Origin of the sequence: Coxiella endosymbiont of Ornithodoros amblus, from assembly GCF_019425495.1 — a bacterium.
Taxonomy (GTDB): domain Bacteria; phylum Pseudomonadota; class Gammaproteobacteria; order Coxiellales; family Coxiellaceae; genus Coxiella.
Genome location: NZ_VFIV01000032.1, coordinates 1 through 14608, shown reverse-complemented (window position 1 = coordinate 14608; position 14608 = coordinate 1). Strand labels below are relative to the sequence as shown.

Sequence of the window (14608 nt, the reverse complement as noted above, 5' to 3'; positions counted from 1 at the left end):
TTTCCACTACGGCTTAGAAAATGTAAGGGAAATTATTTTCAACCCAATAATCAATTGCTTCAATTAAAACAAGCCTTTCCATTAATTCCACCTGCTCAGGAAACAAACTCATCGCTTTCCTTCGTGTGTAGAAAGAGTCTCACAAGGCAAATATCTTTTAATTTTTTCTTAAGGCTTCTGTGATAAGGTGCACTCATAGTATTACCACAAGTGATATAAATATAAAAACTTAAAACCCGTCATCCTGCAGACGAGGACCCAGCGTGCGCAGCGCGCTAAAAGCACGCCTGGATTTCGCTTGCGAAGGAATGATGAAGTCTAAAAAGGGGTGTTTTAAGAAATGAAAAAATGCTCATTGATTGTAGGCAGTTGCTTGTTGCTTCTGAAGTTATCAAGCAGTTTCGCTGCTTCCAAGCCGGCTACGCTTTCGGCAGGTGGTATGAAAGAAGTTGTAGCGACGTTACAGCAGAAGATCCAGCAGGTCCAAGATAGCGTGCCTAAGCAAATTAATGCGCAAACCGATTTTTCTTTTTCAGCTGGTGGAGCTAGATAGAAGCGTTTGGATAAAAAATCTTCATAAGGAGTTGGAAAACCAACTTCGTACAAAGCGGAATCAGGATCGAGATTGGGAACTTTTGGATAAGTGAAATTTTGGTAGTAGTCACAAATATGATGAAAAAGTTGGCTATGGCTTTCTAACCATTTTTTGCTTTCTGTAGCGAGCTGCAATCGCTCTTCGGACAGACGTAAATAGCGATGAAGCGGGTAAGAAATCGGCTGTTCTCCCATTCGTTTTCGAATAGCGTAAGTGGTTTATGGGATGCTATCCACGGTGATCGATAACAACTCCTCATAGTCCAGACGAAGCTAAAAACATTGATTTTTATAATGGTTATGCTGTCCCAAATAAATAACAGGTGCTTGATGAGCCAATTGAGCGCCAAAAATCCCTTGGATTAATACGTCTTCATGATGAGAGCTAAAAGTTGATTGAATACCGATAGGTAATTGTGATATTCGCTGGGTTTCTGTTTTTTATCAAAATAACCGATCACATAACGCTACATCGTTTTCTGATTCATTAATAAGCTCGCTAATGCGACGCTAGCCTCAACGTCCACCTATGGCATTATGCGATTGTCCTTTGACTAATTGATTTGCTTTTAATAGAGTTTCGAGTTTTAAGTCAAATGGATCTGGCCAATTTAAAGCGTTCGGCTTGAATAGATAATATAAAATCGTTAGGGGATAAAGGTCCATTCGTGCACAAAAATTATCATATTGATGCGTATAAGGAGGAAGTAAATTTCTATAAAAAGAAAAGCGTAAGAATTCATCGTCAAAACCAAGGGTATTGTACCCCACACTAATCGTGCCGGGCGTGTTGTATTATTAATTGATGAATTTCTCGAATCGCTTCAATTTCAACTTTTCCCGAAAGCATTTGATCGATACTAAAACGGTGAGTGATCATTGTTTCAGTGGAAGGGATGACATCGGGATTAAGTCGAATCAAAATTTCGTAACGATTTAATTCATTTAACGCTTCATCGGTGCAGATGTTGGCGAACTGAATAATTTGATCAAAACATTTGTTTAGCCCGGTGGTTTCCAGGTCATAAAATAAATAAGTTTTTCGCTGGCTACTCAAAATAAATAGTCACTTTTTTAATAATATCGAGATTAGCCGCGTTGCGGTATTGTTGTTCTAACAATAGCTTATCATCTGCTAATGCAGTTAGTGGCAAATAAATTTCAACGTGTAATTTACAATTAAGGTAATGCAAAATCGTGCGACGGATTTGGGTGAAACCGGGTAAATGTTTCCAACGGTCATTTAATAAGAGAAGAATAGCCTGACGGCTGGGTAGAGTCGCTGACGGCATAGAGGTGGCATCATTTTCGGGATCGATATGGACGGTCACGTCGGCCACGTGCTCAACACTTTTTAACAGTGTAAGACGAACTTGTTCACCGACATAATGTCCTTCCGATACGCTAATATCAGGAGCCACTTGAATATGTACGTCCAGAAAAATATTGCCTCCATGATAACGTGTTCGTAACTGATGAATAGAAAGCACGTCCGGCACGCTGGAAATCGTTTCGGTTATTTTTTTGAACGTATCATCATCAACAGCAGTGTCAATTAATTCTTTACCATTGTTCCAGATCATTTTAATTCCCATCTGTAGTATTAAAACGGCTATAATAAAAGCGCCAATGGCATCAAGATAAGTGATGCCAAAACGATTTCCAATGACGCTGATTAAAGCGATTAATGAAACAAGCGAATCACTGTGGTGATGCCAAGCGTTAGTGCGTAGCAAATCAGAATTAATTTGGTTTCCTTTGGCGAAGATATAACGAAATAAACCCTCATTGGCGATGATAGAAATAACGGCCACAAGAATAACGGGGAAAGTGGGTAAAGGTAAATGAGCATGATGGATAAGATGTTCAAAGGTATCAAACGCAATGCTGATAACCACGAAGATTAAAATGACGGCGATAATAATAGAGCCGATGGTCTCAATGCGCCGATGCCCGTAAGGGTGCTCTTTATCAGGTGATTGAGCTCCCATGCGCCCCGTTACCATTACCAACCCGTCCATAAGGAGATCGGATAAGGAATGGACTCCGTCGGCAATAAGCGCTTGCGAGTGCCCGAAAATACCTACCACGATTTTGAATAAGCCCAGAAGCGTGTTTATCACAGCGCTGACAAGAGAAACATTAAAAATGGTAGAAAGACGGCTTTTGCTCTGTAAGGCAGTCATTTTTAAACATCTACGGTCGCATTGCGAAATAGGACGAGTATGGTACTATATCAACCTTGTTTAATAAAGTTTTAGTATGTGTCTGGGTGTGATTAAAAGTGTAGGTTTTCAACAACTAGCCCGTATGAGAGAAACGAAATACAGGGACGATAAACGGCATCATTGTTTTCCTGTATTTCGTTTCTCTCATACGGGCTAGTTAGCTGAGTAACAATTGGTTGACGCTTGAGAAACACAAATGTTAAAGATCAGCGACTTGCTGACTATGCGACAACCGTGATGACGACTCTAGCCTCTAGCAAAACAGAGCGTTATAGTGCCGCACAAATTGCGCGAAAGACGTCGTTATCCATCGCGACGGTTAGTAAAGTTCTAAAGCTCTTAAGCGAAGGTAAATTAGTAAATTCCGAGCGTGGAGTGAGCGGCGGGTATCAACTGGCGCGCTCGCCAGAGACCATCAGCATTGCTGATATTATCACCGCCGTCGATGGCAAACCAGCGATGACGAAATGCAGTCGCAGTGCCAATCGATGCGAACATAACGCGGTGTGTGGTGTACGAGAAACTGGCGGCTCATTAACACTCTTATATTTTGATGTGTTAGATAGTTTAAATCTAGCCGATATGCAAAAGCCATTGTTGAAACGAATCAGTATTTGCAAATGCAGCCACTGCCGCTGTGAGAAAAAAAATGTCTAATCAAGGTTATTTAGGAACAATCGTTAACAAAACATACGAACACGGTTTTATTACGGACATTGAAACTGATGTCATTGCTCCCGGTTTAAACGAGGAAGTCATCCGTCTGATCTCAGCCAAAAAGAATGAGCCTAGTTTCATGCTGGATTGGCGTTTAAAAGCGTACCGTCACTGGGTGGCTTTAGAAGCCCCCCAATGGGCGCATGTCTGTTTTAATCCGATCGACTATCAAGCGATCAGTTACTACGCGGCGCCAAAGTCAAAAAAGAAACCTAAGAGCTTAGAGGAAGTCGATCCAAAATTGCTAGAGACTTACACGAAACTAGGAATCCCTTTATACGAACAACAACGATTAGCTGGAGTGGCTGTCGACGCTGTTTTTGACAGTGTTTCGGTAGCAACGACGTTTAAAGAAAAATTAGCTAAAGCGGGTGTGATCTTTTGTTCGTTTTCAGAAGCGGTACAAAAGCATCCCGAATTAGTTGAAAAATACTTAGGTAGCGTTGTACCTTATGGCGATAATTTTTTCGCGACGTTAAATTCCGCCGTGTTTAGCGACGGTTCTTTTGTTTACATTCCAAAAGGTGTGCACTGCCCAATGGAATTATCGACTTATTTTCGCATTAACGCCGCCAATACCGGTCAATTTGAGCGAACACTCATTATTGCTGATGAAGGCAGTTATGTAAGTTATTTAGAAGGTTGCACTGCGCCACAACGAGATGAAAATCAATTACACGCTGCGGTGGTGGAATTAGTGGCGCTCGATAACGCCCAAATCCGGTACGCCACCGTACAAAATTGGTATCCCGGCAATGAAGAAGGGAAGGGCGGCATCTACAATTTTGTGACGAAGCGGGGTGCTTGTCGCGGGATTAATTCCAAGATTTCGTGGACGCAAATTGAAACTGGCTCGGCGATTACCTGGAAATATCCGAGTGTTATTTTAAAAGGTGATAATTCAGTTGGTGAATTTTATTCTGTTGCACTTACCAATAATTTTCAACAAGCGGATACAGGGACGAAAATGATTCATATCGGAAAAAATACCCGAAGCACCATTATTTCAAAAGGTATTTCAGCAGGTCGAGGCCAGAATAGCTATCGCGGACTGGTGCGCATATTACCGACAGCGGAAAATGCGCGGAATTATAGCCAATGCGATTCTTTGTTATTGGGTAATCGTTGTGGGGCACACACGTTTCCTTATATGGAAATAAAGAATAAAACTGCTCGCGTTGAGCACGAAGCAACCACCTCTAAAATTGGAGAGGATCAGTTATTCTATTGCCGACAACGAGGCATTACGCAAGAAGATGCCGTTTCGATGATCGTTAATGGATTTTGTAAACAAGTTTTTCAAAAATTACCCATGGAATTCGCCGTTGAAGCACAGAAATTAATGGAAGTGAGTTTAGAAGGGGCCGTTGGATAAAGGTGGAAAAATAAGAGATATTCATGTTAACTATAAAAAACTTACATGCAAGCGTTCATAACAACCAAATACTTCACGGTGTTGATTTAACAATTAATGCTGGAGAAGTGCACGCTATTATGGGGCCCAATGGCTCAGGCAAAAGCACATTGGCCTCTGTGCTCGCTGGCCGCGAAGATTACACCATCGTCAATGGTGACGTGCATTACTTCGATGAAAATTTGTTTAAATTATCACCCGAAGATCGCGCGGCAAAAGGGTTATTTTTAGCTTTTCAATACCCAGTTGAAATACCTGGCGTTAATAATCTTTATTTTCTAAAAACTGCCGTAAACAGCATTCGTAAAACACGGGGCGAAACGTCTTTTGATGCGATCGATTTAATAAATTTAGTCAAAGAAAAGTTAGCACTTGTGGATATGGACGATAAATTTTTAAAACGTTCCGTCAATGAAGGTTTTTCTGGCGGTGAAAAAAAGCGTAATGAAATTCTGCAAATGTTAATGCTTGAGCCCAGGCTGGCCATTTTAGACGAGACTGATTCGGGATTGGACATCGATGCGTTGCAAGCTGTTTCCAAAGGCGTTAATAGTTTGCGTAACAAAGAACGCGCTATTTTATTAGTTACCCATTACCAGCGGTTATTGGATTATATTAAACCGGATTTTGTTCACGTATTGGTAAATGGCCGAATCGTATTATCGGGCGACCAATCATTAGCGCTTGAACTTGAGAAAAAAGGGTACGGCTGGTTATGAGAGCCTGGAATGAAAGCGCCTTGAGAGCGCTACAAAATCAAAATAGCCAGTGGTATCTATGGCAAAAAGAGCAATTAAAAGCCTTTTTGTTGCAAGGCTTTCCTCATCATAAAATAGAGAATTGGAAGTACACAAACGTTGACTCTATTGCCCAGCAAGCTTTTTCGTTTGCTGAAAATACCGATGCCAATATAGCCAATCTTATTTTGACAGATGCGTATCGTATCGTATTTGTTAATGGGCATTTTGCACCTAGCTTGTCCAATTTATTAGGGCTGCCATCGAAAGTGCAATTGAATTCATTAAAAAATATTCAGCGAGATATTCAAACCGAACTTGTCATAAAAGAAGATTATCAGACCGCTTTTTCATTGATGAACGATGCTTTGTTTCAAGATGGTTTATTTCTTCAAGTTCCTAAAAATTGTTGTTTAGAAAAACCCATTCACCTGCTACATCTCTCAAAACCAACGGCTTTTCCAACTATGTCTCAGATACGTCATCTTATTCTTCTTGAAGAAAATGCAAAGGCTGTTGTTTTTGAGGAGTATCAGGGAACTAATGGGGTCGTTTATTTTAATAATGTGGTAACACAAATAAAGGTTAATTCAGCTGCTTATCTTGAGCTTTATAAATTACAACAAGAAGGAGATCGCGCTTTTCATATTGCCAACACCTCCATTTATCAAAACCGTCACAGTCAAGTAACTTCTGGTCATATCGCGATGGGTAGCGAATTGAGTCGTGATGATTTAAATTATTCGTTGGACGAAACCGGTGCTTCTTGCCAGCTATTGGGTTTTTATTATCTCAATGACCGCTGCCACGTGGATAATCATACGCGTATCGATCATTGCGTCTCACATTGCAGTAGCCAGCAAAGCTACAAAGGTATTCTTACCGATAAATCACGGGCAGTCTTTAATGGAAAAATTATCGTACAACCCAACGCAACCCAGACAACCGCGCATCAAACAAACAAAAATTTGATTTTATCGCCGGAAGCTGGAGTTGATACAAAGCCCGAACTCGAAATTTATAACGATGATGTCAAGTGCACTCACGGCGCCACTGCCGGTCAATTAAATGAGGAAGCGATTTTTTATCTGCAAAGTCGCGGAATTAATCGTGGCGCAGTTGAACATTTGCTCACTTGTGCATTCGCCAATGAAGTGCTGGAGATGCTGCCCAATAAAGTAATCGCCGATCGAATTCAGCAATTAGTCACGGACCGGCTAGCCACGCCGTACTGTCAAGGGGGGGCGTGTTGCCATGCCTAATTCATTGAACGTGCGTGACGATTTCCCCGTGTTAAAGCAGCTTATTCATGGAAAACCGCTGGTTTATTTAGACACCGGCGCAACGGCACAAAAACCTCAAGCCGTGATGGATGCGGTGTCCCGTTACTATTGTCAGGATAACGCCAACGTACATAGAGGCATTTATGAATTAAGTGAACGTGCAACGAGAAATTACGAAGAAGCTCGAGAGAAAATTAAAACTTTTATTAATGCAACCGATTCTTTCGAAATTATTTTTACTCACGGCGCCACGGAGTCCATTAATTTAGTGGCAGCCAGTTTTGGGGCATTGCGGGTTAAAAGTGGGGATGAAATATTAATTTCGGCGATGGAGCATCATTCAAATATTGTCCCCTGGCAACTTTTGTGTGAGCGTATGAATGCTAAATTAAAGGTAATTCCAGTCGATGATGACGGCGTTTTAGATCTCAACGCTTACCAGAAATTATTAACGAAGCGCACTAAATTAGTGGGATTAATACATATTTCTAATGTGTTGGGCACAGTTAACCCAGTTAAGAACATGATTCAATTGGCTCATCAAAACAAAACCCCTGTTTTGCTGGATGGTGCGCAGGCTATTTCTCACCGAGAAGTGGATGTTCAGGATTTGGAGTGCGATTTTTACGTATTTTCTAGTCATAAATTATATGGCCCAACGGGTGTCGGCATTCTTTACGGAAAAGAAAAATGGTTAGCGGCTATGCCACCTTATCAAGGCGGCGGCGATATGATTAGTCGAGTGAGTTTTAAAAAAACGGATTATAACGTGCTGCCTTACAAGTTTGAAGCCGGTACACCCAATATGGGTGGGGTTATCGGTATGGGGGCGGCGATTGATTATGTGACTCGTGTCGGGTTTGAAAAAATAAAACTTCATGAAAGTGAATTAATGTGTTATACCGCCGAACAACTGCAAAAAATTCCCGGATTAAGAATTATTGGTAACGCACCTGATAAAGCCAGCGCAATTTCTTTTGTAATGGCGCAAGCCCACCCACACGATATCAGTACGATTTTAGATAATGAGGGCATTGCCATTCGAGCCGGACATCATTGTGCGATGCCATTAATGGATCGTTTTAATTTACCCGCCACCGCGCGTGTGACATTTGGAATTTATAATACAATGCAAGACGTAGATCGGTTGGTGGAAGGGTTGTACCGAGTGGTTAAGTTGTTTCGATAGCAGGATCGAGATTGAGAAAACCATGACTGATTTAAACGATTTATACCATCAACTAATTATCGATCATGGCCGAAATCCCCGTCATTTCGGTCGATTGGAAATGCCAACTCATACTCATGAAGGGTATAATCCTTTATGTGGTGATCAGTTAACGGTATTTTTCCAAGAGAAAAATGGCTTGATAACAGAAGCCCGTTTCGAAGGAAGCGGTTGTGCGATTTCCATGGCATCCGCTTCCTTAATGATGGATGCGTTAAAAGGAAAATCAATTCAGGCAACCGAAATTTTATTTTCTCAATTTCACGATTTAGTGACGGGTAAAAAACGGGAGACCGCTCAATTAGGAAAATTAGCTGTTTTAGCAGGAGTGGCTGAATATCCCGCTCGAGTAAAATGCGCTACTTTATGTTGGCACGCTGCATTGGCTGCTTTACATCACAGTACTGCCACGTTGGTGAAAACAGAATGACACAGGCAGAAATTATTATTGAATTTACAAAAGCCGCTTATACGCATATTCAATCGTTAATTAAAAAGGGAACGAAACATTCCTTTTTTCGGCTATCTATAAAAAAAACCGGTTGTTCGGGTTACATGTATCAACCGGAAATTGTCGAAAACCCTAAAGAAAATGACGTTTTGATGAAGACTGCAATAGGGTTAACCATCGCCATTGATCCGAAATGTCTCCACATGATTAAAGGAACCGTTGTAGATTATGTGAAAAAAGATCTGGGTCAATACCAACTCTATTTTAATAACCCCAACGCAATTGGTGCTTGTGGTTGTGGGGAAAGTTTTCATTTGAAGGAAGAATAAGATGAGTGAAGAAAAAGAAATTTCGGTATTAAATCGAGATACAATGGCGCTGATGACCCCATCGGGCGCGCCGATTCGGGTGTCTTTAAGGAAGTGAAGTGACGATTATGTAAAGTAAAGTTGAGACCTTTACGGTTACTATTTTTGGGAATTTAGCGCGAATTGAAGCCAAAGACGCCGATGCGTTAGGCAAACCAATCAAGAATCCGCTGGATAATTTGCCTGAAGATACTGGCGTTAAAGATAAGGTGTGGGCGCAATTGAAAAACTCGCGGAAAATATGCATCGAGTGCTGGTTGAAATGGCGTTAACGGCACCGGGGGGGTGGAATGCGGCCTGTGCTGGTCGAAGATGTTAAACAGAAGATTTTATAGGTCCCTGCAGTCAGTGAAGTGGAGGTCGAATTGGTATTCGATCCTACTTGGGATCAGGACATGATGTCAGATACGGCGAAATTGCAGTTAGGCATGTTTTAAGGAGAAGAGGACGAGAGCAGAATGACCCACAGCAAACGTTGGCTTGAAGAGCACGAGAAAGACCCTTACGTCAAACGGGCAAAAAAGGAAGGCTATCCTTCGCGGGCGGCGTACAAGCTATTAGAAATCCACCGAAAGTATAAGCTCTTTAAACCTAGTATGAACGTTATTGATTTAGGCGCCGCTCCAGGAGGCTGGTCGCAAGTGGCTAAGAATCTCGTAGGCCCTAAGGGGGTAGTTATTGCCGTTGATCTTCTGCCCATACAGTCAATGTCGGATGTGATATTTATTCAGGGCGATTTCAATGAACCTGGAATCTTTAACCAATTGGAGGCCATCGTTGTAAAAAAGACCCTAACTGGACAAGTAGACCTTGTTATTTCTGATATGGCCCCCAATATTTCAGGTATAAAGAATGTCGATCAATCAAGATCACTGCATTTAGTCGAATTAGCTTGGGATTGCGCTCAAAAATTATTATCCAGAAGGGGCAGATTTTTGGTCAAAGTCTTTCAATGTCCCGGGGTGGATTATTTTTTGATTAATTTGAACCCCTATTTCAACCAGCTTAAATTCCTCAAGCCCAGTCCTTCAAGATCTCGGTCGAGCGAAATTTATATACTCGCCAGCGAATTTCTGGGCTATAATCAACCGGTATGAAAAAAGACGAGGTAACAGATTGAATAGTATAGTTAAAAATTTACTGTTATGGTTAGTCATTGCCGTAGTCCTTATCTCTGTCTTCAGCAATTTTGGTTCGCGTCAGTCCGATGTACAGCCATACAGTTATTCGCAATTTGTTCAAGCGGTGAATAATGACAAAATTAGCAACGTGGTAATTCAAGGTCATGAAATCAAGGGAGTGACTAAGGATAACAAACATTTCACCACCTATTTGCCTATGGAAGATCAAGCGTTATTAAATCAATTAATGGCGAAGGGTGTCAGCGTTAAGGGTGAACCTCCTAAACAACAAAGTATGTTTTTGCATATTCTCATTAGTTGGTTTCCATTCTTAATGTTAATGTTTGTATGGATTTTGTTTATGCGCCAAATGCAGGGCGGTGGGCGTGGCGGTGGCCCAATGTCTTTTGGGCGTAGTAAAGCGCGGTTGCTCAGTCAAGATCAGGTTAAAGTGACGTTTGATGACGTAGCCGGTGTCGATGAAGCCAAAGAAGAAGTTAAAGAACTGGTGGAATTCCTCCGTGATCCTGGAAAATTCCAGCGCTTAGGCGGTAAAATGCCTTGTGGGGTGCTGCTTGTGGGTCCGCCGGGAACAGGTAAAACTTTATTGGCTAAAGCCGTTGCTGGTGAAGCGAAAGTTCCTTTCTTCACCATTTCTGGTTCGGATTTTGTGGAGATGTTTGTTGGCGTGGGTGCTTCGCGGGTTCGGGATATGTTCGATCAGGCTAAAAAGCAAGCGCCTTGCATTATTTTTATCGATGAAATTGACGCCGTGGGACGGCATCGCGGTGCTGGTTTGGGCGGCGGACATGATGAACGTGAGCAAACCTTGAACCAACTCTTAGTAGAAATGGATGGGTTTGAGGGTAAAGAAGGCATTATTGTAATGGCTGCGACCAATCGTCCGGATGTTCTTGATCCTGCACTTTTACGCCCTGGTCGATTTGATCGCCAGGTCGTAGTGCCTTTACCTGACATCAAAGGACGTGAATATATTTTAAAAGTACACATGAATAAATTGCTTTTGGCAAAAGACGTTAAAGCCTCTGTGATTGCGCGTGGGACGCCCGGTTTTTCAGGCGCTGACTTGGCTAATATTGTAAACGAAGCAGCTTTGTTTGGAGCTCGGGAAAATAAGAAAGAAGTCAGTATGTTCGAATTTGAGCGGGCTAAAGATAAGATCATGATGGGTGCAGAACGTCGATCGATGGTGATGAGGGATGATGAAAAGAAATTAACGGCTTATCATGAAGCCGGTCATGCTATCGTGGGCTTGCACATGCTAGAACATGATCCTGTTTACAAAGTCACAATCATCCCGCGAGGGCGGGCGCTCGGCGTGACAATGTTTCTTCCTGAGCATGATCGTTACAGCATGACTAAGCGGCGTTTGGAATGTCAGCTTGCTGGATTGTTTGGTGGGCGTATTGCGGAAGAAATCATCTTTGGTCCCGATCTCGTGACAACGGGGGCTTCCAACGATATTGAAAAAGCAACCGAAATTGCACGCAATATGGTCACTAAATGGGGTTTGTCTCAAAAATTAGGACCCTTGACTTATCGAGAAGAAGAAGGCGAAGTCTTTTTAGGTCGTTCAGTTACTCAGCGTAAAGATATTTCTGATGCGACTAACAAAGAGATCGACTTAGAAGTCCGTCGCATTGTTGACACGGCTTATACAACAGCAAAACAAACCTTGAAAGAACACATCGAACAGCTTCATTTGATGGCTAAAGCGCTTATTAAATATGAAACCATTGGTGAGGCTCAAATTAAGGAAATTCTAGCAGATAAAGAGCCTTCGCCGCCGCCAGATTGGAAAGAGGAAAATGGGAGCACGTCAGCGTACAAAGAAAATTCTGAAAAAGAACTATCGGAAGAGAAAGGTGAAGAAAAAACAGTAAATCCTGACAGGCCTCGACCTGCATAAGATGACCGAGCTGCATAACCTCTTTAACGTTAAACCCCGTCCCGCGGCTTGTCTGCGGGATGATAAGTGAGGAGGCATTTCCTTGAAGCAGTTATTCCACCTACGGTTGCGCGACGATAAGCGCATTGTTTTTTCTGAACCCGCGGTAATGGGGATAATCAATGTGTCTCCCAATTCATTCTACCATGCCCACCTCAATCTAAATTCTGCGTTACGTACAGCAGAAAAAATGGTGGATGAAGGCGCCGATATTTTGGATATTGGGGGTGAGGCCACCAACCCTTTTGTTGATATCAAAACCAATTCGCCTTCCACGCAAATAGAATTAGATCGACTGTTGCCCGTCATTGATGCTATAAAAAAACGATTTCCCCTGTTAATTTCGGTGGATACTAGTCGTCCTCGTGTAATGCGTGAGGCTGTAAATACGGGGGCTGATATGATCAATGATCAGCGCGCTCTGCAATTGGAGGACGCTTTAACAACCGTTTCAGCGTTAAAAACGCCTGTTTGTTTGATGCATTTTCCGTCTGGGGCGATAAAACCAGGATCAAAAACGCATTTCTATTTCCTTCAATCCGTTAAGAAAGAGTTGCAAGAAAGCATCCAACGTTGTAAAAAAGCGGGTATTTCCGAAAGCCGAATTATCATTGATCCGGGTTTTGGACAAGGGAATTACGGTAAAAATATGTCAGAGAATTTTTATTTATTGAATAAATTAGCTGAATTTGTGGCAATGGGATTACCCGTCTTATCGGGGTGGTCGCGAAAATCAATGATTGGAAATGTTCTAAATCAACCGCCCGAAAATCGCTTATTTGGAAGTATCGCGGCTGATGTATTGGCTGCTTACCATGGTGCTTCAATAATACGCACCCACGACGTCAAAGCAACACGAGAAGCAATAAAAATTGCAACCCATACGCGAAGTGTTGATGCAATTGAGGAGTAGCGACCATATCATTACCCACAAGTGAGAAACTTAAAGCCCGTCATCCCCGCGCAGGTGGGAATCCAGCGCGGGGATGACGGGTCTAACATTGAAGAGGAGAAATGCAAAAAAGATATTTTGGGACAGATGGAATTCGCGGTAAAGTTGGAAACTCCCTGGTTAATGCGGAATTTATGCTTAAACTCGGATGGGCAGTTGGCCGCGTATTAGCGAATAGCCACTCGGCCACCGTCTTAATTGGAAAAGATACTCGAATTTCTGGCTACATGATCGAATCAGCGCTTCAAGCAGGATTATCGGCGGCAGGTGTTAATATCAAGTTAACAGGTCCTATGCCGACACCCGCTATTGCTTATTTAACTCACTCCGTTCGAGCCGACGCTGGCATTGTCATTAGCGCTTCACATAATCACTACCCCGATAATGGTGTGAAATTTTTTAATAAAGACGGTTTTAAACTCTCTGATCAATTGGAATTAGCAATTGAAAAGCAAATTGATAAACCGATGAAAACCGTCGTCGCTGATCGCCTAGGAAAAGCAGCGCGAATGAACGAAGCGCACGGTCGTTACATTGAATTTTGTAAAAGTACATTTCCTTCGAATTTAACGCTTAAAGGGTTAAAAATAGTCGTCGATTGTGCAAACGGCGCCGCTTATGCAGTTGCCCCTTCGATTTTTCACGAGCTAGGTGCAGAAGTGATGGCTATCGCTGACGACCCTGATGGTTTTAACATCAACCAGACCTGTGGAGCCACTGACACCACTCACTTGCAGGAAATGGTCGTGAAACACAACGCTGACGTCGGTATTGCTTTTGATGGCGACGGCGATCGTTTGATCATGGTGGATCATCACGGCTTGAGAGTAGACGGGGATGAGCTATTATGTATCATGGCCATCGATCGATTTTATTTAAAAGAGAACACGCCTCTAGGTGTCGTGGGTACCATAATGAGCAATTTAGGTTTGGAGCAAACCTTAAAGCGCCATCATATTGCTTTTAAACGCTCTCCCGTCGGCGATCGTTATGTGTTGGACCTGATGCAGAAAAAGGGATGGTTTTTAGGGGGCGAATCTTCCGGACATATTGTGGACCTTGGATTTACCACCACCGGAGATGGGGTTATCACAGCACTGCAAATTTTGCGTATTATGCAACAAGCCGAAAAGCCCCTTGCCGACTTAAAAAAAGTAATGGTTAAACATCCGCAAGTATTAATAAATGTTCCTATAAAGGGCATTTTAGATATTGTTGCGCAAAACCCCAACATTAAAAAAGCCATTACCGAAGCCGAAAAACAATTAAATGGCGCCGGCCGTATTTTATTGCGACCTTCCGGCACAGAACCCGTGATCCGAGTGATGGTAGAAGGTAATGATGAAGGAATCGTCCGCCAAACCGCAGAAATGTTAGCTGCTGCTGTGCAGCAGTCGGGAAATTAGTAAGCGGCCGAATGCATTTCTTGAATCAGGACTGGGCGTTCCTGAAACAATGGGTGGGCATGAACTCGAATTATTGTTCGTACTGTGCACTGACCATTATGCTGTCTAATAGGGCAACCCATCTTGTTAAACTTACATTC

General features: G+C 42.4%; 11 protein-coding genes and 4 pseudogenes. 13 read left to right on the top strand and 2 right to left on the bottom strand.

Annotated elements, in window-relative coordinates; translation table 11 throughout:
- Window positions 1–340: 340 nt before the first annotated feature.
- Window positions 341–523: pseudogene (locus FIV31_RS08550) on the top strand (hypothetical protein); the annotation flags it as partial.
- On the opposite strand, the pseudogene FIV31_RS05080 reads toward FIV31_RS08550, so the two are convergent.
- Together FIV31_RS05080 and FIV31_RS05075 are read right to left on the bottom strand one after the other, a co-directional pair.
- Window positions 523–1651: pseudogene (locus tag FIV31_RS05080) on the bottom strand (exodeoxyribonuclease I); the annotation flags it as partial. The pseudogenes FIV31_RS08550 and FIV31_RS05080 overlap by 1 nt on opposite strands.
- Window positions 1644–2780 (bottom strand): cation diffusion facilitator family transporter, encoded by a 1137-nt coding sequence (locus FIV31_RS05075; RefSeq protein ID WP_280124034.1) that lies wholly within the window; start codon window positions 2778–2780, stop codon window positions 1644–1646. The pseudogene FIV31_RS05080 and the gene FIV31_RS05075, both read right to left, overlap by 8 nt.
- A 279-nt stretch (window positions 2781–3059) precedes the next feature.
- On the opposite strand from FIV31_RS05075, the gene FIV31_RS05065 reads away from it, so the two are divergent.
- The 12 genes and pseudogenes from FIV31_RS05065 to glmM all read left to right on the top strand — a co-directional run bounded on the left by FIV31_RS05065 (window position 3060) and on the right by glmM (window position 14468).
- A complete protein-coding gene (locus FIV31_RS05065) occupies window positions 3060–3479 on the top strand; it encodes an SUF system Fe-S cluster assembly regulator (protein WP_280124035.1) in 420 nt (139 codons plus the stop codon).
- Complete coding sequence (gene sufB / locus FIV31_RS05060) at window positions 3472–4914, top strand: Fe-S cluster assembly protein SufB (RefSeq protein ID WP_280124033.1); 1443 nt, start codon at window positions 3472–3474, stop codon at window positions 4912–4914. The genes FIV31_RS05065 and sufB overlap by 8 nt, the downstream gene beginning before the upstream one ends.
- Before the next feature lie 23 nt (window positions 4915–4937).
- Window positions 4938–5672, top strand: a complete 735-nt coding sequence (sufC, locus tag FIV31_RS05055) for a Fe-S cluster assembly ATPase SufC (protein WP_280124032.1) — start codon at window positions 4938–4940, stop codon at window positions 5670–5672.
- Window positions 5669–6952 (top strand): Fe-S cluster assembly protein SufD, encoded by a 1284-nt coding sequence (sufD, locus tag FIV31_RS05050; RefSeq protein WP_280124031.1) that lies wholly within the window; start codon window positions 5669–5671, stop codon window positions 6950–6952. The genes sufC and sufD overlap by 4 nt, the downstream gene beginning before the upstream one ends.
- Entirely contained in the window at window positions 6945–8162 is a 1218-nt protein-coding gene (locus FIV31_RS05045) for a cysteine desulfurase (protein WP_280124030.1), read from the top strand. The genes sufD and FIV31_RS05045 overlap by 8 nt, the downstream gene beginning before the upstream one ends.
- A gap of 22 nt (window positions 8163–8184) precedes the next feature.
- Window positions 8185–8631, top strand: a complete 447-nt coding sequence (gene sufU / locus FIV31_RS05040; protein ID WP_280124029.1) for a Fe-S cluster assembly sulfur transfer protein SufU — start codon at window positions 8185–8187, stop codon at window positions 8629–8631.
- A complete protein-coding gene (gene sufA, locus FIV31_RS05035; RefSeq protein ID WP_280124028.1) occupies window positions 8628–8981 on the top strand; it encodes a Fe-S cluster assembly scaffold SufA in 354 nt (117 codons plus the stop codon). The genes sufU and sufA overlap by 4 nt, the downstream gene beginning before the upstream one ends.
- Window position 8982: 1 nt before the next feature.
- Window positions 8983–9457: pseudogene (locus tag FIV31_RS05030) on the top strand (iron-sulfur cluster assembly protein).
- Between the two features lie 21 nt (window positions 9458–9478).
- Complete coding sequence (locus FIV31_RS05025; RefSeq protein ID WP_280124027.1) at window positions 9479–10117, top strand: RlmE family RNA methyltransferase; 639 nt, start codon at window positions 9479–9481, stop codon at window positions 10115–10117.
- Window positions 10118–10136: 19 nt separating this feature from the next.
- Window positions 10137–12071, top strand: a complete 1935-nt coding sequence (ftsH, locus tag FIV31_RS05020; RefSeq protein WP_280124026.1) for an ATP-dependent zinc metalloprotease FtsH — start codon at window positions 10137–10139, stop codon at window positions 12069–12071.
- A gap of 59 nt (window positions 12072–12130) precedes the next feature.
- A pseudogene (folP, locus tag FIV31_RS05015) lies at window positions 12131–13023 on the top strand (dihydropteroate synthase).
- Between the two features lie 101 nt (window positions 13024–13124).
- The gene (gene glmM, locus FIV31_RS05010; RefSeq protein ID WP_280124025.1) at window positions 13125–14468 is read left to right on the top strand and encodes a phosphoglucosamine mutase; all 1344 of its coding nucleotides are present in this window, start codon (window positions 13125–13127) and stop codon (window positions 14466–14468) included.
- Window positions 14469–14608 lie beyond the last annotated feature (140 nt).

Bases quoted from the DNA above. Each gene is read 5' to 3' on its own strand.
- sufA (WP_280124028.1), top strand. From the start codon at position 8,628: ATGACACAGGCAGAAATTATTATTGAATTTACAAAAGCCGCTTATACG.
- FIV31_RS05045 (WP_280124030.1), top strand. From the start codon at position 6,945: ATGCCTAATTCATTGAACGTGCGTGACGATTTCCCCGTGTTAAAGCAG.
- sufU (WP_280124029.1), top strand. From the start codon at position 8,185: ATGACTGATTTAAACGATTTATACCATCAACTAATTATCGATCATGGC.
- glmM (WP_280124025.1), top strand. From the start codon at position 13,125: ATGCAAAAAAGATATTTTGGGACAGATGGAATTCGCGGTAAAGTTGGA.
- sufC (WP_280124032.1), top strand. From the start codon at position 4,938: ATGTTAACTATAAAAAACTTACATGCAAGCGTTCATAACAACCAAATA.
- FIV31_RS05065 (WP_280124035.1), top strand. From the start codon at position 3,060: ATGACGACTCTAGCCTCTAGCAAAACAGAGCGTTATAGTGCCGCACAA.
- FIV31_RS05025 (WP_280124027.1), top strand. From the start codon at position 9,479: ATGACCCACAGCAAACGTTGGCTTGAAGAGCACGAGAAAGACCCTTAC.
- sufD (WP_280124031.1), top strand. From the start codon at position 5,669: ATGAGAGCCTGGAATGAAAGCGCCTTGAGAGCGCTACAAAATCAAAAT.
- FIV31_RS05075 (WP_280124034.1), bottom strand. From the start codon at position 2,780: ATGACTGCCTTACAGAGCAAAAGCCGTCTTTCTACCATTTTTAATGTT.
- sufB (WP_280124033.1), top strand. From the start codon at position 3,472: ATGTCTAATCAAGGTTATTTAGGAACAATCGTTAACAAAACATACGAA.